The following is a 20,441-nucleotide window of genomic DNA, read 5'->3' as shown; positions in this document are numbered from 1 at the left end:
CGCGATCACGCCCTTGCCCGGGCCAGCAATTCGGCTATCCCCTGCTCGATGCCCGCGCTGATCGCGTCGATATCGGGGGTGGTGTCGTAGTCGCCGGTGATCCCGAAGACGAGCTGATCGTGATAGCTGAGGATGGCGATCGTTGTGCGCAGGCGCATCGCGATGGGGATGCAGGGCAGGATTTCCAGCACCTCGCGTCCCCGCAATGACAGCACCCGGCGCGGGCCGACGACATTGGTCGCCAGGGCGGCGACGCTGCGCTGCGGGAAGTGCCCGGCCAGCTGGAAAGCTCGTGCCACGACCGCGTGGGGTAGCCATTCAGCCATCGCCAGCACCGATTTCTCCGCCTCGGCCTCGCCTTTCGCGCGGTGCCGAGCGACGCGTTCGTGCACGGTGGCGAGCCGTTCGACGGGATCGGTGAGCTCGATCGGCAGGAAGGGGATCATCACCGAGACACGGTTGTCGGCGATGTCTTCGGCGCCGGGCGGCCGGACGGACACCGGAACCAGCACCCGCAACTTTCCGGCTGTCGGCTCCTCACCGCGCAGGGACAGCACCGCCCGATAGGCCGACGCGATAGCGGCCAGCACCACATCGTTGACTGTGACGCCGAAGACCCCGCCGATCTCGCGAGCTTCGGTCAGCGACGCCCTGGCGACCGCGAATCGCCGCTGCCTGCCGATGGGACCGTTCAGCGACGACGATGCCGTCGGGGTGAGCGCCGCGGTGACGACCGGGACCAGACCGCGCACCATCGAGAAGGCGAGCCGAGGCACCGTCAACGGCAACCGGAGAGTGCCGGCCACGCGGCCGGTTCGCGAACTGCGCTGTGCCGTCACAGGTTTCCGGTCACCACCCGGCGCCGGATCACAGAGCCGTTCGAACAACGCGATCCCCGAAACGCCGTCGACCATGCTGTGGTGGGCTTTGAGCAGCAAGGCCCAGTGTCCGCCGGCCACATGCTCGATGACCACGCATTGCCACAGCGGATGATCGCGGTCGAACCGCTCCGCCAGTTCGGTGGCGACGAGCTCGCGCAGCATCGCTTCGTCACACGGTTGAGGCAGGGCCGTCCACCGGCGGTGGTGAGCCAGTGCGAAATCGGGGTCGTCCTCCCACACCGCGGCCTTCAGCTCCAGCGGCGAAGTGCGGACTCGCTGCCGGAGACGTTCGTTGCGGTCGAGCGCGTCGGTGAGGATGGCGTCGAACTCCGCGCGGGTCGGCACCGGTCCCGCCATAATCGCGACGGCACCGATGCCGAGGCTGATGTGCCGGTCGGTGTCCTCCAACTCCATGAACCCCGAATCCAGAGGATGCAGCTCAGTCATCAGATCGACCTCGAAGTAGACGATTGGGTGGGCCGGTCACCGCGGCGGGGACCTACATCAATCCTCACGCCGGGCGGTCGGGGACGGTAAGAGCAGATGGTCCATCACCGACTGCCGAACGGCTCTGCCCTGCGGCCCGTCACATACGCTGTGCTGCGGCTGGAGTGTCGTGAACGGTAAGGAGTACCGCGTGCCTCCTCGTCCTCGCCGTCAGCCCACGCAGGATCGAGCCAAGGCGACCGGGAACCAGATTCTCGACGCCGCGCCGGAGCTGTTCGGGGAGCGCGGGATCGCCGAGACCTCGACCAACCGGATCGCGGTGGCGGCCGGGGTCAGCATCGGCACGGTGTACCGCTACTTCAGCGACCGCTCGCGATGCCGGGCTGGTGCGAGCGCTGATCACGGGCGTGCAGTTCTACCGCAGCGGCCTGCCGAAATCGAGCCGCGGCTGCGGGTGATGATCAAGATGCCGGTCATCTGCTCCTCGATGTCGGGAGGTGGCGTCGGCGAAGTAGCGCACGGCGCCGCTGGCCGTGACCCGCACGCGCCAGTCGCCGGTGCGGTAGTAGCCGGCCGTGGCCAGCGTTCGGTCGAGTCCATCCAGGTCGGTCGGCATGTTCGGCGCGAGGGGCAGGGACCGCGACCAGCTCGCGGTGGTGCGGGCGGAGATCGCGCCGTCGTCGGCGTGGTCGCAATAGACCTCGCTGCTGTAGAGATCGGCCGCGGCGTCACCGAAGTCGAGCCGGGCGATGACATACAGCTCGCTCGTCGCCATGAGAGTTCGGGGGCGATATCGGAGAACTTCAGTTGTCACCTGAGAACCTCACATCCTTGGGGCAGAGCGTTTCACGGGCCCCGATCCCACCATCCGCAATCGACGGGCAAATAGAGGATAAAGTCCCTTCGAATCAGGCCCTATTCCCGTCATCGGAACTGGTCAGCCTGGCCGGCGGGCGTCTGAGGGGTCGTCGGCGAGGCTGATTTCGAGAAAACTGTCGAGGGGCCGGCGAGGGGTACGCGGTGGCGGTTCCGTGCGCGCACGGCCGATTCGCACCAGCACCTGTGGGTAGCGCTGTCCGACAAGTTCGGCCACCTTGGCTCTGGCCGATGGAATTTCCACGACGTGGGAGATGGCGCAGGTCGAGAGGCCCTGTGCCGTGCACTCGAGCAGCACGGCCGAGAGCGCGCGTCCACAGTCGAGCAGGTCGGTCGCCGCATCTCCGGTGGTGGACAGCACCGCGACCATCGCCTCATCATCGCCGTCTCCGGCCGGACCCGCTGTCCCGGCCGGGAATTCGCGCCCGATCGGTATGCGGGATCGGTCGAGGGTGGTCGGCAGCACGGCGGCGGGCAGGCCGGCTCGGCCCGCGTCGGGGCCCGCGGTCCACCAGCTCAGCTCTGCTTGGTACTTGGGGTCGTAGCGACGGAATCCGGCGGTCATCGCCGAGATCTGGTGCAGTGCGGCCGACGCGGCCGGGTCGAGAAAGGTTGTGGTCGTGCTGGATCGGCCGGCGATGAACTCCAGAATCTGGGACGTGGTCTGCCAACCCGACGGCTCCGACATCGGCATCCGGTCGCTATAGCGCCGTTCGATCGCGTCGCCGAGTAGTTGTTCCGGTTCGGTGGGGTCGTGCGGGCACACGGGTTCGAGCGAGGCGAGGTGGCTGCGGACGGCCGGGTCAGGGAACGTGGTCACCCGGGTCTGCCACCCCGCCGCACCCCACGCGACTTCGGCGTGATTCAGCATCACCCCGGCCCCGAGCACGCCTTCGCGGTTGAACATGTCGGTCGCGGGGAGCAGCCGCTCGGGGTCGACGGACAGCGCCGCGGTGGTGCCGTCCCACCGCCAGCGCCACGGTTGACTGTTGTGCAGCGACGGCGCGCGCGAGGCGTGGCCGAAAACGGTACGGACAGTGTCGATGTCAGGGCTGGAGCTGCTGGTCATCGGATACCTCATCCTCTCCGATCATCAGGTCCTCGATCCGTCGCCGTGGCGTTTCGGGAGGGAGGTCGGCGCTGTCCGGCGCCCATCCGACGCGCAGGAACGCCTGCGGATAGATGGTGTCGGACAGCAGGTCGTTGCGGATCTCCGCGCGCTCGGCGGCGACCTCGAGCGGTTCGGTGAGCAGGCAGGTAGCGAGTCCGATTCCGGTCGCCGTCAGCAACACGCTGCTGATCGCCTCCCCCGCGCGCAACCGCGACAACCGATCGTCGGCACCGGTCCCGATCACCAGCAACTCGGCGTGATCGGGTCCGCCTGCCGGATCGGTGAATTCGGCGGCGGCGTACGCCCGGGGCGGGAAGTCATCGGCAGGCCCGCCGGGCGGCACATTGCGGGCGGGGACGCCGTCGGCGCTGCTGTGCCTGCCCGACCACATCGCGAGTTCGAACCGATAGGACTCGTCGGCGGCGTGAATTCTGTCCGCCTGCCGGGCAGCGGCCTTCACCCGTTCCCGGTCGCCGATCCGGCGCACCACCGCACCCAGGACTGCGGCCCGCTCGGTGAACAAACCGAGGTAGCCGGGCGGGACCGGCCACGAGGTGTAATGGCGCCGATCGGTCCGCCGGACGGTGATGGCCTTGCTCAGCTCGATGTCGAGCGCGGTGGGCCGGTGCGGTACCAGGGTCAAGGCCGCCAGGTGATCCGGTGCGGCGGGGTCGGGGATCCGGCGGATCACCGGTGCCCAACCCATCGCCGTCAGCGCCACCGACAGGTGATGCAGGGCCGCACCGCAGCTGATCACGATGTCGCGGTAGTCGGGATCGGTCGCGGGCAGCGCGCGGCCGGTGTCGAGATAGAGGTGAATGCTGTGGTCGGCGACGCGCCAGCGCCAGGGCTGCACATTGTGCACGGACGGGGCGCGCCCGGACAGCACCAGCGCCGCCTTCACGGTGTTGTCGTCAGGCAGTCCGCGTTCCATGGGTGTCCGTCCTTCGTCGAAACGATCCGTCCTCCCCACGATCGCAGCAGCGCGAGGCACGGATAAGGGCACGACGACCCCGTTCGGAAGGACTTCAGGTCACCCCTCGGCCTGCCATGCAGCACTTCCTGGGCGTGGCCGCGGCGAGCAGGCTGAGAAGGAGCCGTACCCCCACAGGAAGGTTCGATCATCGTGTTCGATCTGCATGGACGCAGCGTCGTCGCGCACACCCTCGTCAAGTCCGGCGCCGGGGTCGTCGTCGCCGACATACTCGACCGGGACGGCAGCTCCACCGCGGCCGAACTCGGCTCCCAGGCGGTGTTCCGCCATCTCGACGTCACCGATGAGAACCAGTGGCGGCGCGTGCTCGACGACGCCGAAGCGACGTTCGGGCCGTTGGCGGTGCTGGTGAACAACGCGGGCATTCTCGACTTCGGCGGTGTGGAGTCGGAATCACCGGCACAGTTCCGCCACGTCCTCGACGTGAACCTCGCCGGCGCCTGGCTCGGTACGCACCGGGCCGCACTCGTGCTGCCCGCCTGACCGGCGCACCCGGTTTTCCCGGTCGATTTCAGCACACCGCACCGGCGTGGACACCGCGGGCGCACGCGCCGAGTCCGTAGCGTCGGCCTGCGATCAGCCCACCAGCCAGAAAGGCCGACCATGACTCAGTACAGCGAGAACCCGCACCTGGTGTCGTCCGCCGCGGTGGTCGTCGGAATCGACGGATCGGACGGATCCGCCGCCGCCGTGCGCTGGGCAGCCCGCACTGCCGCCGCCCGCGAACGCGCGCTGCACATCGTCCACTGCACCGCGCCGATCGCCGACCGCACCCCGCGCAGCGCCTACGACGCGTTCATCTACGCCACGATGCAAGACATCCGGCTCGCCGCCGAACGCGTACTGACCGAGGCTCGCGAGCAGGCGCACGCCATCGCCCCGGCGATCACCGTCACCACCGAGCTCGCCAACGGCAATCCGGCCCGGACGCTCATCGCGGCGTCGGCGCACGCGCATCTGGTCGTCCTCGGGGTCGCGCCGTGGGCGGGCTCGATCGCCCACCTGGGGTCGACGCTGCTCGCGGTGACTTCCCACGCGCAGGGCGCGGTCGTCATCGTGCGCGGCCCCGACCCGGACAGCCGGACCGGACCGGTTGTGGTCGGTGTCGACGGCAGTCATGTCGGCGAGCCCGCCATCGGCGCCGCGTTCGCCGAAGCGTCGCTGCGCGGAGCCGAACTGGTCGCCGTGCACGGCTGGAGTGATCTCTCGGGCGGCGAATTCGGTGGTGCCAGTTACCTATCGGTGCCGATCGCCGACTTCGAGACCGCCGAAGCGGCACTGCTGGCCGAACGGCTCGCCGGTTGGACCGAGCGATTCCCCGATGTCGTCGTGCGCCGTGAGGTCGAGGTGTACGGACCGCGCGAACGGCTGGCCGAATGGTCGCGAACCGCGCAGCTCCTGGTCGTCGGCAGCCGAGGGCGGGGCGGGTTCCGTGGTCTGCTGCTCGGTTCGACCAGCAACTGGCTGGTGCAGCACGCCGAGTGCCCCGTCATGGTCGTGCACCACGACCGACCCGGGCGATGAGGGCATTAGGTCCCCATCGAACGGGCGCAAAGACCGTCTCGGCAAATACCTGGCAAGGACGAGACTTGCTGGTATGAGCGATGAACGAGCCACCGCAGTCCCCGACCATCCCATGATCCGAGCGGCGATCCGCCTCGGGTGCCGCGCACCGTCGGTCCACAACACCCAGCCGTGGCGGTGGGTGTTCGACGGCACCCGGCTGCACCTGTTCCGTGACCACGACCGTCAGCTCACCGCCGCCGATCCGCATGCGCGTCAAGCGGTGATCAGCTGCGGTGCGGCACTGCACCACGTGCGGACCGCGTTCGCCGCGAAGGGCTGGCGCACCGACACCCTGCGGCTGCCCGACCCGACCCGGCCGAAGCTGCTGGCAACCCTCGAGTTCCAGCCGTGGCCGGACCCGCCGATGGGCGTCTTCCGCCGCGCCGACGCGATCACCCGCCGCTACACCGACCGGCTGCCGATGGCCGAACCCATCGGGTGGGGATCGGTCCGGCTGGCCCTCGACGATCTGGTCTCGCCGCACGAGGTCACCCTCGATGTCCTCGACGAGGACGCCCGCGAGCGCCTGTCGGTCGCCTCCGAGCAGTCCGCGGCCCTGCGCCGCTACGACATGGATTATCAGGGCGAACTCCACTGGTGGTCGGGTCATCCCAGCACACCGGAGGGGGTGCCGCCCTCGGCGCTGGTCTCGGCCTCCGAGCAGGCCAGAGTGGGTGTCGCCCGGGCCTTTCCGAAGCCGGGCCCCTCGGCCAGACGCGGCGAACTGCGCGATCACGCCCGCCTGGTCGTGCTGACAGCGACGGAGGAGACACCGCCGACGTGGCTGCACACCGGGGAGGCGCGTCGGCGGTGCTGCTCGAATGCACCGCGTCGGGGATGTCGAGCTGCGCGCTCACCCACATCACCGAGCTCACCGCGGGACGGCGGCTACTGAGCAGCCTGATCGGCCATCCCGGCATTCCGCAGGTCGTCATACGGATCGGGACCGCTCCCGACGACCAGCAACCACCGCCCACTCCGCGGAGGTCACTCGCCGAGATTCTCACGGTGCAATGACCAGACCACGACGACACAGGCGAAAGCGGCCACCGGATTCCGGTGGCCGCCTTAGTATTTCGCCGAGCCGTTCGCTGGTCACAGCCTGCTGCGGACCACGATCGTCGGGATCTCCACCGAATGCAGGAGCGCGTTGCTCGTCGACCCGAGCAGCATGCTGGAGAAGCCACCTCGACCGTGGCTGCCGACCACCAGCAACTGCGCCGAAGCCGACTCGTCGAGCAGCGAGCGCACCGGCCGGTTCGCGACCACGATGCGGCGGACCGGCACGTCGGGATACTGCTCTGCGTAACCCGCCAGTGCCTCGGCGAGATCGGCCTCAGCCGATTGCCTGCCCATTTCCCACCCGAACGCGGGCAGATCCAGCGCGCTGGAATCGCTGAACGCGTGCAACGCGACCAGCTCCACCTTGCGCCGCGACGCCTCGTCGAAGGCGAGTTCCACCGCGGGCACACTGTTGGCGCTGCCGTCGACGCCGACCAGTACCGGCTGCGCCGCCGACACCGGATCGATCCCGGCCATGCCGTGGATCACCGCCACCGGGCAATGCGCGTGCTGGGCCACGGCGCGGCTGACCGAGCCGAGCAGACCGCGCTGAAACGCGCCGAGCCCGCGACTGCCGACCACCAGGATCTGCGCCGAGGTCGAGCGCTCGATCAGCAGCGGCGCCGCCAGCTCGAAACTCACCTCGGTGGTGATCGCGAGGTCCTCGTCGGGCACCGCGGCGCGGGCGACGCGTTCGGCCTCCCCGACGACCCGCTCGGCGTCGACGCGCAGCCACTCCAGGTCCGCCTCACCCAGTGACATCCCGGGCCCGAACCCGGTCTGGACCGCGCCCGAGGTGAGAATGTGCAGTGGCAGGTGGTGCAGGGCGGCTTCGGCCGCCGCCCACGCGGCGGCCTGATACGAGCTCGCGGAACCGTCGACCGCCGCCAGCACCGACCTGGTCCGGTGTTCGGCTTGGTGCTCGTCGCTCATCATCGCTCCTCTCGTCATCGCGATCGCGTGACGATCGCGCTCTCGACATCGAGCATCGTCGGGTCCGGCCCGCCGTATCAGGGGACAAGGTCATCGCGCGACCGGGCCGATCGGCCCCGGATCGGATCGGAACGCCGCCACCGCGGTTGCCAGCGTGGGGAACAGCCGATCGGGACCGATGCGTTCGGTAAGCCCGCTCGCATCGAGCTCCTCGCGTAGATCCTGCTTGACCCGCGCCATCGCGAAGACGATTCCGCGCGAGACCAGCTCGGCACGCACCTGTTCGACCGCGTCGAGCGCGGTGAGATCTACTTCGACATTGGCCTCGGCGCTGAGCACGAACCAGCGCACCGGTTCCCCGCTTCGCTCGCGCCACCACCCGACGGCGGCGAGCGCCCGCTTGCGGAAATCCTCGGCGTTGGCGAAGCACAGTGGCGCGTCGTAGCGGTAGACCACCAGTCCCGCAACGGGTTTCGCGTCGGGGTAGTCGTCCACGTCGTGCATGCCCGCGAGACCGGGAACGAATCCGAGCACCGCGTCGTGCGCGCGGGCGAGGCGGCGTAGCAGGTCGAACACCGACAGGGCGATCGCGACGAGAACGCCGTAGAGCACACCGAGCACCAGCACGGCGAGCACGGTTCCCAGCGCGAGCACCAGTTCGCTGCGCCGGAAGCGGGCGATCCGGCGGAACTCGGCCACATCGATCAGCCGAAGCGCCGCGTAGACGACCAGCGCGCCCAGCGCGGCATAGGGGAATCCGGCCAGCACGCCGCCCGCGCCGAACAGTACGACCAGCACCGAGGCGAGAGTCACGAGCGCGTAGAGCTGCGTGCGCGCACCGAGCAGGTCGGCGATGGTGGTGCGGCTCCCGCTGCAGCTCACCGGAAATCCGTTGGTCAGCGCGGTGGCCACATTCGTCGCCCCCAGGGCCGCCAGCTCGGTATCGGCCTGCACATGGGTGCCGTGGCGCGCCGCGAACGCCCGCCCGGTCAGTGCGTTGTCGGAGAAGGCGACCACCGCGATGCCGACGGCGGGCAGCAGCAACGCGGACACCTCATCGACACCGACACCCGGAAACGCCGGCGTCGGCAGACCGGCGGGAACCGCGCCGATCACGCTGATCCCGAGCCGCTGCGGCGAGATCACCGCCACCGCGACGGTCGCGGCCAGTACCGCGATCAGCGGGCCCGGTGCGCGCGGTGCCCATTTCGCCATCACCAGGAGCAGGACCAGCACCGAACCCGCCACCGCGGCGGTCGCGGGATGCCACTGGTCGATTTCGGCGACGAACGAGCGCAATTGCGCGGTGACCGACGTCCCGGTGACCGGCACACCCGTGACCTGCCCCAGCTGGCCGACGATCATCAGCCCGGCGGTCCCCGCCAGATACCCGACCAGCACGGGATACGAGAGCAGATCCGCGAGCACCCCGAGTCGCATCAGTGCTCCCAGCAGGCACACCAGCCCGACCAGCAGCGCCAGCGCCGCGGCGAGCGCCGCATACCGTTCCGGGTCGCCCGCGGCCAGCGGTGCCAAGGTCACCGCGGTGAGGAGTGCGGTGGTCGACTCGGGTCCGACCGACAGCTGTCGTGAGGTCGCCAGCAGCGCGTACACCGCCAGCGGGGCGACCGCCGCCCACAGCCCCACCACCGGCGGCAGTCCGGCGACCGTGGCATAGGCCATGACCTGCGGGATCAGGTACGCGGCGACCGTCACGCCCGCGACCACGTCCGAACGCAGCCACGCCCGTCGATAACCCTGGAATTGCCGAAGACCCGGCAGCACACGTGTCCACACCGTCCCAGCATTGTGCGCCGAACCCGGTGCCGAGACAGCTGAACGTCACCGGATCGGGACCCGGGTCCCTGTTCCGCGTGACCTTCGGCCCTGCCAGTGACCGGCCCGAACGCGCGAGGCTTTACCCATGTCCACCTACCTGCGACGATTCGACCCCCGTCGGTCCGTCCTGTGCCTGATCACCGGCTTCCTGGCCACGTGGGCGCTCGCAGGGGCGCTCGCCCTGATCACTGGGGCGCTGACGCTCGGACCGACAGCCGAGGACCGGTTGCCGTGGCAGAGCCCGATCCTGGCCGGGGTGCTGCTGGCACTCGTGGTCGGTCTGCCGATGACGGTCGTCACCCTCGATGCCGCCCGCGAGGACAAGCGCACCGCGCAGACGGCGATGATCGCCGCCTGCGCGCTGATCGGCTGGATCCTGTTGCAGCTGTTGATCTTGCGGGAATTCAGCTGGCTGCAGCCGCTGTGTGTGGTCCTGGCCATCACGATCGCCACCCTCGGCGCCCCACCGCTCACCCACCGCTCCGCGATTCGACGCTGAACCGAGCCGACGATGATGCGCGAAGATGGGAGACGACAGCCCGACCGAGGCGAGAGCGAGTCAGCGATGATCACGGTGTTCCTGGTCGACGACCACGAGATCGTCCGGCGCGGCGTGGGCGACCTGATCGCCCTCGAACCCGATCTCGAGGTGATCGGCGAGGCCGGATCCTGCTCGCAAGCCCTCGCCCGCATCCCGGCACTGCGCCCCGACGTGGTCGTGCTCGACGTCCGATTACCCGACGGCAACGGCATCGAACTGTGCCGTGAACTGCTCTCGACCGAACCCGAGCTGCGCTGCCTGATCCTGACCTCGTTCACCGACGAACAGGCCATGCTCGACGCCATTCTGGCCGGTGCGAGCGGCTATGTCGTCAAGGACATCAGAAGCCTGGAACTGATCAGCGCCGTGCGCGAGGTCGGCGAAGGCAAGTCCTTGCTCGACAATCGGGCCGCGGCCGCCCTGATGGCCAAGCTGCGCTCGGAAGCGGAGGAGAAGACCGGCCCGCTGGCGACCCTGACCGAACAGGAACGCACGCTGTTGTCGCTGCTGGGTGAGGGTCTGACGAACCGGCAGATCGCCGCGCGCATGTTCCTCGCCGAGAAAACCGTCAAGAATTATGTGTCCCGGTTGCTGACCAAACTGGGTGTCGAGCGCCGGACCCAGGCCGCGGTCATGGCGGCCGACCTGAATCGGGAACAGCGCAGGTAACAGCCGTCGCCACCCACCCCCGGCGTGGAAGAATGCGCCCTATGGACAACACGTCAGGGGCCAGTGGCCGGGCGCCGGTGACCGAGACCCTGTCCCAGCTGCGGTTGCGTGAACTGCTCGCCGAAGTCCAGGACCGGATCGCCCAGATCGTCGATGTGCGCGACCGGATGGACCGGCTGATGGAAGCCATGCTCGTGATCACCGCGGGGCTCGATCTGGACAACACCCTGCGCACCATCGTGCACACCGCGATCGAACTCGTCGACGCCGGCTACGGCGCACTGGGCGTGCGGGAAACCGAGAAGAACAGCAATCAGCTCGCCGAGTTCGTCTACGAGGGCATCGACGATCGCACCCGGGTGCTGATCGGCGACCTGCCCCGCGGGCACGGCGTCCTCGGCCTGCTCATCGCCGACCCGAAACCCATTCGGCTGTCCAATCTTTCCGACCACCCGTCCTCGGTCGGCTTCCCCGCCAACCACCCACCTATGCGGACCTTCCTCGGCGTGCCGGTGAAGGTGCGCGACGAGGTGTTCGGCAATCTGTATCTGACCGAGAAGGCGGGCGGTCAAGAATTCACCGAAGACGATGAGGTGGTGGTGCAGGCGCTCGCCGCCGCCGCGGGCATCGCGATCGAGAACGCCCGGCTCTACGAACAATCGCGCGTCCGCCAGCAGTGGCTCGAAGCCATCCGCGATGTGGCGACCGAACTACTGGCGGGCAGCCCGTCCGCCGATGTGCTCGGCCTGGTCGCCGAACGCGGACGCGCCCTCACCGATTCGGCCTGCACGTTTCTCGCGCTGCCCGAAGACCCGGATGTTCCCCCCGACGAGATCACCGAACTGGTCGTGGTCGCCGCCGCCGGGATCGATGCCGACAGCCTGATCGGCAAGCACATCCCACTCGAGGATTCGCACTCGGCCGAGGCGTTCCGGTCCGGGCGCACCGTCGCCGCCGACTCCCCCACCCAGACCCCGATCTTCGACTCGGTCGACGATTTCGGGCCGGTCCTCACCTTGCCCCTGCGTGCGAACGGCTCGGTCACCGGCGTCCTGACCTCGGTGTTTCCCGCCGGTGCGGCGCAGCTCAGCGCGATCGACCAGGCGCTGATGACTACCTACGCCGACCAGGCCGCGGTCGCGTTGCAGCTGGCCGACACCCAGCGCCGGATGCGCGAACTCGACGTCTATGCCGACCGCGACCGCATCGCCCGCGGCCTGCACGACCACGTCATCCAGCGCCTCTTCGCGGTCGGCCTGTCACTGCAGGGCACGATGCAGCGAGCCAGGTCGACCGAGGTGCGCGGGCGTCTCGACGAGACCATCGACGACATTCAGGCGATCGTGCAGGACATCCGCTTCTCGATCTTCGACCTGCAGAGCAACACCACCACCGACTCCTCGACCTATCGCAAACGCCTGCACGACATCATCACCGATATGACCGACGAGATCGGTCTGCGCACCACGGTCCGGCTGGCCGGGCCGGTCACCGTGCTCGAGCCACCGCTGTCCGATCATGTCGAAGCCGTCCTGCGCGAGGCGGTGAGCAATGTCGTGCGGCACGCGAAGGCGAGCACGGTGGCGGTGGAGCTCACCGTGCGCGACGAGGTGTCGATCGAGGTCACCGATGACGGGACCGGTATCGACCCCGAGATCGGCCGCCGCAGTGGCCTGGCCAATCTGGCGGCCCGCGCCGCGGAGATGGGCGGGACCTTCACCATCGCGCCGAGGCCCCAGGGTGGAACCACCATGCGCTGGACGGCACCGCTGGACTGATTTCTACGCGTGCACGTCCGCCATCACCCGGGCATCACGCAGTGATCGCCAGTAGGCCGACGGCAAGTCCGCCGAGCATTGCTCGGTCCGGTCGATTTCGCGCTGCAACAGCAACCCGTAGGTGAATGTCGGTTCGTCGGCGTTCTCAGCTTCCCTGGCGATCTGGACCAGGTGGTGTTTGGCCACCACCGCGTCCTGGTGCTCGCCGAGCAGATCTTGTATGGCGGTCATGCCCCCGCACGCCTGCGCGGTGCGCGCCGGCGCGAGATTGCGCACGCTCTCGAGGTAGTAGCGGGTGCGCCGAATCGCTTTGCGCAATGCGTGGATCGCGGCGTCGCGGGCATCTTCCTCCCCCGCCGAATCGACCGCACGCATGCGCGACCTGACCCGATCGAGCAACGCGCCGAGCACCACGGTGTTGTCGACATCGTCGATCCCCGCGACAACGCCGCCGCACAGCAATCGTTCCTCGGCCATCAGGTCCTCGATCATCGCGGGAAACCGGGCCGATCCGAGCAGGTCACAGGCGGCCATCCAGGCGAGTCTGGTTCGTTCCCCGAAGTACTCGCTGATCCTGGCGCGCACCGGTCCGCGGACATAGCGCGGACGCAGCACATCAACGGCGGCGTGCAATCGCGCCGACTGTGTCCGCAGCTCGTGGGCCGCGCCGACGCTGATACCGAACCAGCGCAGTTCCTCGATCAGTCTGCGCACCTCCGGCTCGGCATGAACGGTTCGCCGGTGTGCGCTCAGGACGCTACGGGCCCGCCGCGCCGCGATCACCATGGCGGGGACCGAATCCGGATCGTCGTGCGCCTCGACCGTGATCTGACCATCCAGGATCGTCTCGCGCTGAGTGTGCAGGTAGCCGGCCAGCAACGTGCTCACCGACGCGGGCTCGCGGACATCGACGGTGAGAGGGCTCTCGGTCTTCATCGCAAACCTGCCTTGCTGAGTGGGTGAACGGTTCTGTCTCCACCCTGCTCGCAACACCGTCACCCGCCCAGGGTCGTTCGCCCCCGCAGGTCCCCGATCGGGGTGTTCTCGCCGACGACCTAGTGCCTCTCCGCACGGGACATCTGACCCTGCTGCGCTGCGAAAGCCCGGCTCACAGTGGAGGAAACAGAAAGGCCCACATCATGTTCACTCCTGGACATCCGAACCGGCCGGTCGTCGTCGGCGTCGACGGATCGCAGCAGTCCCGCATCGCCCTGCGCTGGGCTGCCGAGTACGCCGCGCGGCACCGCGCCCCGCTGCAGCTCGTCTACGCCATCGATGTCCCGGTCGACTACGGACCGGGCCTCGTCGGGCCACTCTACGATGCGGAACAGCTGCGCACCCACGGCGAATCCATCGTCGCCGCGGCTGCGGCAACGGCCGCGAAGGTCCCCCTCATCGCCCAGACCGTCATTTCCACTGGCGCGGTGTCCGGTTCCCCGGTTTCCGTGCTGCGCGAGCGCAGCAGATCGGCGCGGCTGGTGGTCGTCGGGAGCCGTGGGCTCGGCGCAGTGCGTCGCACCCTGCTCGGCTCGGTCAGCACATCACTCGCCTGCCACGCCGAATGCCCCGTCGCGGTGATTCCGGAAACGGTAGCCGACACCGGCGCGGTGGTGGTCGGTGTCGACGGTTCGCCCTGCAGCGCCGACGCGATCGCGATCGCGTTCGATGAGGCCGCACAACGCGGTGCGGGTTTGGTGGCAGTCCATACCTGGTCGGAGTTCTACCGCTACGAAGCGCGCACGACCATGCAGACCGAGGCCGAAGCGGTGTTGTCGGAATGCCTGGCCGGCTACGCCGAGAAGTACCCCGAGGTGTCGGTCGAGCGCGTCGTCGCAGAGGAGCTGCCCGCCGAAGCGATCCTCACCGCCTCCGCAGCCGCACAACTCGTCGTCGTCGGCAGCCACGGCCGTCGCGGATTCGCCGGCATGACTCTGGGCTCGGTCTCCCAGGCGGTACTGCACAGCGCCGAATGCCCGCTCATCATCGCCAGGCCCACCACCTGCAATTGAACTACGTGCGCTGCTCGACGCGGAATCCGGTACCTGGCACCATCCTCGGCGACCACATAGCAGTAGGTCGTTTCGCCGGGCAGGGCCAGCGGTCTTCAGGCCCGCCGATCCGGTCACCCCCAGCGCTCGGGATCAACTCCGGGCATCAAGCAACCACGGACATAGGGCGAGGAGGGCGGCAGTGGACCAGCAAGACGTACTCCGCCCGCGCCGCAGAACCTCGCCCTCGCACGGCGGGTAGGCGAACGCAACTGGGATGTCGATATCAGGGCGTGGACTCCGACGTTCAGGTAAGGATGGGTCATCCGGCGCATCCGCGATCGCGAAGGAGTCGTGATGAAATACGTGATCCTGATTCACTCCAATCCGCAGCCCTGGGGACATCCGACGGGTGACTACCTGCCCGAGTACCAGACGATGTCGCAGGAGCAGCGGGGTCAAATGAACTCCGATTTCGAGAAGCTGCTCGGCGAGATGCAGGAGAAGGGCGAGTTGCTGACGGGCGAAGCCCTCGGGGCGCCCGAATCATCGCGGCTGTATCGGTGGAGTGACAGCAAACCGCTGGTAACCGATGGGCCGTATTCGGAGGCCAAAGAGCACCTGGCGGGGTTCTTCCTTATAGATGTGGAAAACCGCACCCGCGCCGAGGAGATCGCCGCGCAATTCGCTGGCCCTGGCGAAACCGTCGAACTGCGGCCGACGATGTGGCCGGGCGGCGACGACCAGTGAGTGACCCGGTGGTGGAGGACGTGTGGCGGCACGAGTCGCCGCACGTCCTCGCTGCCCTGCTGCGCAGGCATGGTGACTTCGCAGACTGCGAGGACGCCGCCCAGGAAGCAGCCGAGGCGGCGGCGGTGCAGTGGTGTCGCGACGGGGTGCCTGCCAATCCACGCGGCTGGCTCATCACCGTGGCGTCGCGGCGATTGATCGATCGGTTGCGGGCCGACCGCGCACGGGCTGGGCGCGAAGAGGCGGTGGCCGTCGCACAGCCCGGCGGCGCGTACATCGCGCCGTCGGCGGATCAGGCGACTGCCGGCGACTGCGACGACATGCTGCAGATGTTCGTTCTGTGCTGTCACCCGAGTCTCAGCCGCTCCTCGCAGGTTGCGTTGACTCTGCACGCCGTCGGTGGACTGGGAACCCGCGAGATCGCTGCCGCTTACCTGGTTCCGCACCGGACCATGACGCAACGTCTCACCCGGGCTCGGTCGATCCTGAGGTCGGCCGGTGCTGTGTTCGAGCTCCCGAGCGAACAGGACTTGCCCTCGCGCGTAACGTCGGTACTCGATGTGTGCCACCTGCTGTTCACCGAGGGTCACACCCGTTCTGCCGGTGGCGCACTGGTGGATTGGAGTCTGACCGGTGAAGCAATCCGGCTGACCCGTCAATTGCATTGTGCGATACCGGATCACGACGAGGTTGCGGGCGCTCTGGCGCTGATGCTGCTCACCCACTCGCGAGCGGAGACCCGCACCGAGAACGGCAACCTGATCCCGTTGGCGGAACAGAATCGTTCCCGGTGGGACCGGGACCTGATTGCGGAAGGTGTCGCAATCCTGGAGCGGGTCCTGCCCCGCGGCCACGTCGGCCGGTTCCAGTTGCAGGCGGCGATCGCTGCCGTGCACGCGGAGTCGCCCACGTGGGAGAGCACGGACTGGCGGCAGATCAGCATCCTTTACGACATGCTCGACCGAGTGGGACCCAGCCCGGTGGTGACGCTCAACCGGGCCATCGCCATCAGCATGGCTTTTGGCCCGAAGCAGGGATTGGACCTGATCGCTCCCCTGCTCGACAACCCGTCGATGCGGCGTCATCACCGAACCCACGCGGTACGCGCACACCTCCTGGAAATGATCGGCGACCGGACCGGCGCCGTCGAAAGCTATCGGAGGGCCGCTCAACTCGCCACCAGCGTCCCTGAACAGCGGTACCTCAACGATCGGATGCGTCGCCTCGCCGGCCGAGAATGACGCAGGGTTGAGGTAATGGAGTCGAAACGTGCCATGGGCCGGACAGGGGTGCCCACACACGCGGTATCGACGGATCCGCTACTTCTTCTGAGGAAGGAGTGCGTCAAGCGCGCAGCGCAGTTCAGCCGCTTCGGCGGCCCGGAGGTTTTCGAGATCGTCGACCTGCCCGATCCCTCCCTGGACCGGAGACATACGGGGTTCCGGCAGTAACAGCTCGCCGGCAGTGCGAGCAGGCTCGGCGCCGAGTGTCGCCGGATCGAACTGGGCGGCGAACTCCGAGAATCTTTGGCGTTGGTCAGCGCCGAGATCGAGCCACAGGTTCCCGACCTGATCGCTGCGCTCGATCGGCGCAAGTGCGCGTAGTAGCCCTTGTCGTATTCCTCCACGATGCGCAGCATGTCCACCGCCTCACCGAGAGCGAGCCGTGGTCGTGCACCGCCACCGACTCGCGGCGCCCGGATACTCGACTCCTGCGGCTTCACCGTAGCCGAAATCGCCACCAGCGCAGCCGTTCTCAGCCGATACTGTTGGTGCGACAGGTTCCACGTAGCCGGGCGGGAGTGGCTCGCCGACGGGGACCGAACGGGGGTGCAGAGGCATGCTGCTGCTGGTCAACAACCGGCGCCGGGATCTGTCCGGTGCCGCGCTGCGTTTCGCCAACTGGGTCCAGGCCAGCCCGAACCAGCCCGGTGTCGCGATACTCAACGTCGAGGTCCCCGGCCGCGGCCGCCGCTCCCGTCAGGTCGACGCTCTGGTCTGGACACCGCAACGTTGTATCGCCACCGAGATCAAGGGCTTTCGCCGACGCCAGGACGGAGTGCTGGTGGTGCCACCGAACGGGCCGTGGCTCATGGACGACGGTCGTGTCGCAGACCTGTACGGCAACGACACCGGCCACAACCCGGCCGAGCAGGCCCGCGCAGCGAGCCTGGCCACCAAGAACTGGATCACCGAGGTGACCGGCGAACAGTGTCTCGTCCACGGGATGGCACTGGTGATGTTGCTTCCGAGGCAGCAGGTTCCGCGCCTGGACTGCGCTCACACCCCACCGATGATCGACATCGTGATCGAGGACTACGACGTATGGCGCTACTACCTACACCTGGACCACGCCGAACCAGCCCGCTGGGACAGCGACCAGGTCGCGCGCGTGCTGACCAGACTCGGCCTGGGCCCGCTGTTCCAGAACAACCCGACCATCCTTGCCGACGCGCTCGGCGAACCGATCCGCACGCGCGCATAACCCGGACGTTGGGCCGACTGCGGTGCGCTGTGGTCGGCCCCGGTAGTTCGGTGGGCTGCAGTTCGAGAGCGTTTCCTCGAGCGTGACGGGCGGCGAGACCCGCCCATGTCAGCGCACGGCGAACATCGTCGACGCGTACGCGAGACCGATGCCCAGCAGCAGTACTATCGGGCTGATCCACGTTCGCCACCACGTCGGCACAGCGACAGTGGCCAGCAGGTACTGAGCGACAGTATCGGCGGCGAGCACAGCCTTGTTCGCTACGATCTTGACCTCAACGACCCACTACATCGACCGCACCGCTATTCGCCGATGACCAGCACCTTCCTGGGTTGTAATAGGTTGGTGTACTGGTCGATACCCCCTCCGGACACCAGTGCTATCCCCACACAGGGATGCACTAACAGTTGCACGATGCTCCAGGTGTGCAAAGCGCACCTGGAGCTCAAACGCGTTATAGAGCTCTATCTTGTGTTCCGGTACACGTGATTGCCCGGCCGCATCCAGGCAGACGCGCGGGTCAACCGTGCCTCACTCTAAGATCGCGGTGCGGTGCAACACCTAGCTCCGCATACTTGTGACGGGGAACGATGGACAAGCCCAAGCGTGAAAAGTCTCACGGAAACGGTCTCGGAACCAAGCGCTGGCGGCGCTACGCAGAGGCGTTCGATCGCGTCGAGCGGTGCGCCAGTCAAGGCTATCACCTCGAGGCGATTGCGATTCTCGACTCGCTGATCGGAGATCGCCTCGCGAGCCGCCTCAGCCATCTGCAAGGCACCGACACCGTTCAGGTCACTGCGATCGGCCCGCTCTGCACCAAGCTCATCGGTAACGAGAAAGCCTCCGGCATCGAGCACGACACCGAATTCCGCGATGTGACGGCCGAGATCCGTAATTGGGCTTCTTGCCGGAACGACGCAATGCACGGCATAGCACGGATCTTCAGGCCCGAAGACCCCGCTGTCTCCTTCGATGCCGCGATAGAAGTTCACGGCCAGACCGTCCGGGATGGCATCGCGGTACTCCGACGCTTCGACCGCCTCGACACAGCTGCCCGCAAAGAACACAAGAAGGTTCCCGCCACTTGGCCAGCGGCATTCTTCCCCGCAGAACGGCTGGCCGTGGCTCCGTGACACTCACCGGACCGTTGCTCGACTGGCCGTTGACGGCCCAACTGAACCGTCACGAGTTAGGGACCGGCTTCGGTTTCAGACCAGCGCCGGTCGGCGTGGCGATTGTTGAGAGTAGTACGCGGCTTCGTATTCGGCCGGGCTCAGATAGCCCAGCCGGGAGTGGAGCCGGGCGTTGTTGTACCAGTCGCACCACTCCATGAGCGCGAACTCGACCTCGGTGAGCGTCTTGAACGGGCCGTGCCGGTTGACGACCTCGGTCTTGAACAAGCCGATGATCGATTCCGCCAGAGCGTTGTCATAGGCATCCCCAACTGATCCAATCGATGCTGAGAGTCCCTGCAGTGCAAGTGACTCGGTGAATTAAACCGACGTGTATTGCGATCCGGCGTCGCTGTGGTGGATCAGTCCGAGCTCGATCGGGTGCCCGTAATGATCACGCCGCCACACGGCCATGTTGAGTGCCTTGGACACCAGCGCGGTCGTTTTCGTGGTGGCCGTGGTCCAGCCGGCTATCGCGCGGGAGTAGGCGTCGAATACGAATGCCACATACGCCCATCCGGTCCAGGTCGACACGTAGGTGAAATCGGCGACCCACACCAGATTCGGCGCGGCGGCGGTGAAGTCGCGATTGAGCTTGTCACCGGCGCGCACGCCGTCCTTGCCCGGGATCGTGGTGCGCAGCTTGCGGCCTCGCACCACCCGTTCATGCCCAGTTCGCGCATGAACCGATCCACGGTGCAGAAGGCCACGTCGTGGCCGCGGCGGCGCAGATAACGGGTCATCTTCCTGCGGCCATACCTATCCTCCGGCTGGCCGGTCAGAACACGTAATGTGTTCTCCACGTGTGTATCCGCGTAATCGCGTGCCGACGCCGGTCGGCGGCGAGCTTTGCGGTAAGTCCGGGGCGCGATCTGGATTCCGTGCGCCGTGAGCGCACGGCAGATCGACTCGACGCCGAAGACCTGACGGTATTCGTCGATGAACCCGACGATCAGCGGTGTCGCGGGTCGAGTTCCCGCGCGAAAAAGCCGAGGCCGCTTTCAGGATGTCGTTGGCCTGCTTGAGATCTCGGACCTCTCTACGCAACCTGGCCAGTTCCTCACGCTCGGCTACCGACAACCCCGCGCCGGCCCTGCCGGCCAGCGAGGCGCCTTGGGCGAGCGCCTTCTTCACCCACACCCGCAACGTCTCGTAATGCACGTCCACCAGCGGGCCGATCGCGCGGGCGGCAGCATACGGGGACTCGAACTCATCGAGGCGCTCCAAGACCAGGCGGACGGCCTTCTCGCGAACCTCGGGCGGGTAACGCTTCGTCATGATGAGAACCATCTTCCACTAGGAAGAAGCGGCTTCCAACCCGAGACGGTTCAAGTTGCTCTGGCAACGGCA

General features: G+C 67.7%; 20 protein-coding genes, 1 pseudogene and 1 other annotated feature. Of the genes and pseudogenes, 12 read left to right on the top strand and 9 right to left on the bottom strand.

Features of this window, described 5'->3' with window-relative positions; translation table 11 throughout:
* Positions 1–5 precede the first annotated feature (5 nt).
* A complete protein-coding gene (locus ACFVVI_RS06875; protein WP_387443823.1) occupies positions 6–1,328 on the bottom strand; it encodes a wax ester/triacylglycerol synthase family O-acyltransferase in 1,323 nt (440 codons plus the stop codon).
* Positions 1,329–1,538: 210 nt separating this feature from the next.
* Positions 1,539–1,667, bottom strand: coding sequence for a hypothetical protein (locus ACFVVI_RS06870; RefSeq protein WP_387444499.1), 129 nt, complete (start codon positions 1,665–1,667; stop codon positions 1,539–1,541).
* Between ACFVVI_RS06870 and ACFVVI_RS06865 the strand changes: the two genes are divergently transcribed.
* Positions 1,618–2,217 carry a helix-turn-helix domain-containing protein gene (locus ACFVVI_RS06865; protein WP_387444485.1) on the top strand — a complete coding sequence of 200 codons (600 nt, stop codon included), beginning with the start codon at positions 1,618–1,620 and terminating at the stop codon, positions 2,215–2,217. The genes ACFVVI_RS06870 and ACFVVI_RS06865 overlap by 50 nt on opposite strands.
* 48 nt (positions 2,218–2,265) lie before the next feature.
* Here the strand turns inward: ACFVVI_RS06865 and ACFVVI_RS06860 are convergent, their stop codons facing one another.
* Together ACFVVI_RS06860 and ACFVVI_RS06855 are read right to left on the bottom strand one after the other, a co-directional pair.
* Positions 2,266–3,273, bottom strand: a complete 1,008-nt coding sequence (locus tag ACFVVI_RS06860; RefSeq protein WP_387443821.1) for an Acg family FMN-binding oxidoreductase — start codon at positions 3,271–3,273, stop codon at positions 2,266–2,268.
* Entirely contained in the window at positions 3,251–4,249 is a 999-nt protein-coding gene (locus tag ACFVVI_RS06855) for an Acg family FMN-binding oxidoreductase (RefSeq protein ID WP_387443819.1), read from the bottom strand. Before ACFVVI_RS06855 ends, ACFVVI_RS06860 begins: the two co-directional genes overlap by 23 nt.
* 192 nt (positions 4,250–4,441) lie before the next feature.
* On the opposite strand from ACFVVI_RS06855, the gene ACFVVI_RS06850 reads away from it, so the two are divergent.
* The 3 genes from ACFVVI_RS06850 (at position 4,442) to ACFVVI_RS06840 (ending at position 6,770) form a co-directional block, all read left to right on the top strand.
* Positions 4,442–4,792 (top strand): SDR family NAD(P)-dependent oxidoreductase, encoded by a 351-nt coding sequence (locus ACFVVI_RS06850; RefSeq protein WP_387443817.1) that lies wholly within the window; start codon positions 4,442–4,444, stop codon positions 4,790–4,792.
* Between the two features lie 120 nt (positions 4,793–4,912).
* A complete protein-coding gene (locus ACFVVI_RS06845; protein ID WP_378987226.1) occupies positions 4,913–5,833 on the top strand; it encodes a universal stress protein in 921 nt (306 codons plus the stop codon).
* A gap of 73 nt (positions 5,834–5,906) precedes the next feature.
* Positions 5,907–6,770: an Acg family FMN-binding oxidoreductase gene (locus ACFVVI_RS06840; RefSeq protein WP_387443814.1), complete on the top strand. Its 864-nt coding sequence runs from the start codon at positions 5,907–5,909 to the stop codon at positions 6,768–6,770.
* Positions 6,771–6,970: 200 nt separating this feature from the next.
* Here ACFVVI_RS06840 and ACFVVI_RS06835 read toward each other — a convergent pair whose 3' ends face one another.
* Positions 6,971–7,870, bottom strand: a complete 900-nt coding sequence (locus ACFVVI_RS06835; protein ID WP_387443812.1) for a universal stress protein — start codon at positions 7,868–7,870, stop codon at positions 6,971–6,973.
* A 90-nt stretch (positions 7,871–7,960) separates the two neighbouring features.
* The gene (locus ACFVVI_RS06830) at positions 7,961–9,667 is read right to left on the bottom strand and encodes a SulP family inorganic anion transporter (RefSeq protein ID WP_387443810.1); all 1,707 of its coding nucleotides are present in this window, start codon (positions 9,665–9,667) and stop codon (positions 7,961–7,963) included.
* A 127-nt stretch (positions 9,668–9,794) separates the two neighbouring features.
* Here ACFVVI_RS06830 and ACFVVI_RS06825 point away from each other — a divergent pair, with 127 nt between their 5' ends.
* From ACFVVI_RS06825 to ACFVVI_RS06815, 3 genes are all read left to right on the top strand, one after another.
* Positions 9,795–10,208, top strand: coding sequence for a hypothetical protein (locus tag ACFVVI_RS06825; RefSeq protein ID WP_387443808.1), 414 nt, complete (start codon positions 9,795–9,797; stop codon positions 10,206–10,208).
* Positions 10,209–10,274: 66 nt separating this feature from the next.
* Positions 10,275–10,919, top strand: a complete 645-nt coding sequence (locus ACFVVI_RS06820) for a response regulator (protein ID WP_378987241.1) — start codon at positions 10,275–10,277, stop codon at positions 10,917–10,919.
* A 41-nt stretch (positions 10,920–10,960) separates the two neighbouring features.
* Complete coding sequence (locus ACFVVI_RS06815) at positions 10,961–12,697, top strand: GAF domain-containing protein (protein ID WP_387443805.1); 1,737 nt, start codon at positions 10,961–10,963, stop codon at positions 12,695–12,697.
* Positions 12,698–12,700: 3 nt separating this feature from the next.
* On the opposite strand, the gene ACFVVI_RS06810 is transcribed toward ACFVVI_RS06815, so the two are convergent.
* A complete protein-coding gene (locus tag ACFVVI_RS06810; protein WP_387443803.1) occupies positions 12,701–13,633 on the bottom strand; it encodes a CHAD domain-containing protein in 933 nt (310 codons plus the stop codon).
* 203 nt (positions 13,634–13,836) lie between these two features.
* On the opposite strand from ACFVVI_RS06810, the gene ACFVVI_RS06805 reads away from it, so the two are divergent.
* From ACFVVI_RS06805 to ACFVVI_RS06790, 4 genes are all read left to right on the top strand, one after another.
* Positions 13,837–14,706: a universal stress protein gene (locus ACFVVI_RS06805; RefSeq protein WP_378987250.1), complete on the top strand. Its 870-nt coding sequence runs from the start codon at positions 13,837–13,839 to the stop codon at positions 14,704–14,706.
* Between the two features lie 336 nt (positions 14,707–15,042).
* Positions 15,043–15,435, top strand: a complete 393-nt coding sequence (locus ACFVVI_RS06800) for a YciI family protein (protein ID WP_387443799.1) — start codon at positions 15,043–15,045, stop codon at positions 15,433–15,435.
* A complete protein-coding gene (locus ACFVVI_RS06795; RefSeq protein ID WP_387443797.1) occupies positions 15,432–16,676 on the top strand; it encodes an RNA polymerase sigma factor in 1,245 nt (414 codons plus the stop codon). Before ACFVVI_RS06800 ends, ACFVVI_RS06795 begins: the two co-directional genes overlap by 4 nt.
* 598 nt (positions 16,677–17,274) lie before the next feature.
* Entirely contained in the window at positions 17,275–17,919 is a 645-nt protein-coding gene (locus tag ACFVVI_RS06790) for a nuclease-related domain-containing protein (protein WP_387443796.1), read from the top strand.
* Between the two features lie 108 nt (positions 17,920–18,027).
* On the opposite strand, the gene ACFVVI_RS06785 is transcribed toward ACFVVI_RS06790, so the two are convergent.
* Entirely contained in the window at positions 18,028–18,168 is a 141-nt protein-coding gene (locus ACFVVI_RS06785) for a hypothetical protein (RefSeq protein WP_387443793.1), read from the bottom strand.
* A 341-nt stretch (positions 18,169–18,509) separates the two neighbouring features.
* On the opposite strand from ACFVVI_RS06785, the gene ACFVVI_RS06780 reads away from it, so the two are divergent.
* Entirely contained in the window at positions 18,510–19,052 is a 543-nt protein-coding gene (locus ACFVVI_RS06780; protein ID WP_387443791.1) for a hypothetical protein, read from the top strand.
* A gap of 75 nt (positions 19,053–19,127) precedes the next feature.
* Here ACFVVI_RS06780 and ACFVVI_RS06775 read toward each other — a convergent pair.
* Positions 19,128–20,369 (bottom strand): annotated as a pseudogene (locus ACFVVI_RS06775) (IS3 family transposase).
* Positions 19,955–20,083 (bottom strand) — a sequence feature (AL1L pseudoknot). It overlaps the preceding pseudogene by 129 nt.
* Positions 20,370–20,441: the final 72 nt, after the last annotated feature.

Origin of the sequence: Nocardia sp. NPDC058114 (assembly GCF_042884695.1) — a bacterium.
In the GTDB taxonomy this organism is placed as follows: Bacteria; Actinomycetota; Actinomycetes; order Mycobacteriales; family Mycobacteriaceae; genus Nocardia.
This window is presented reverse-complemented; position numbering and strand designations above follow the sequence as displayed.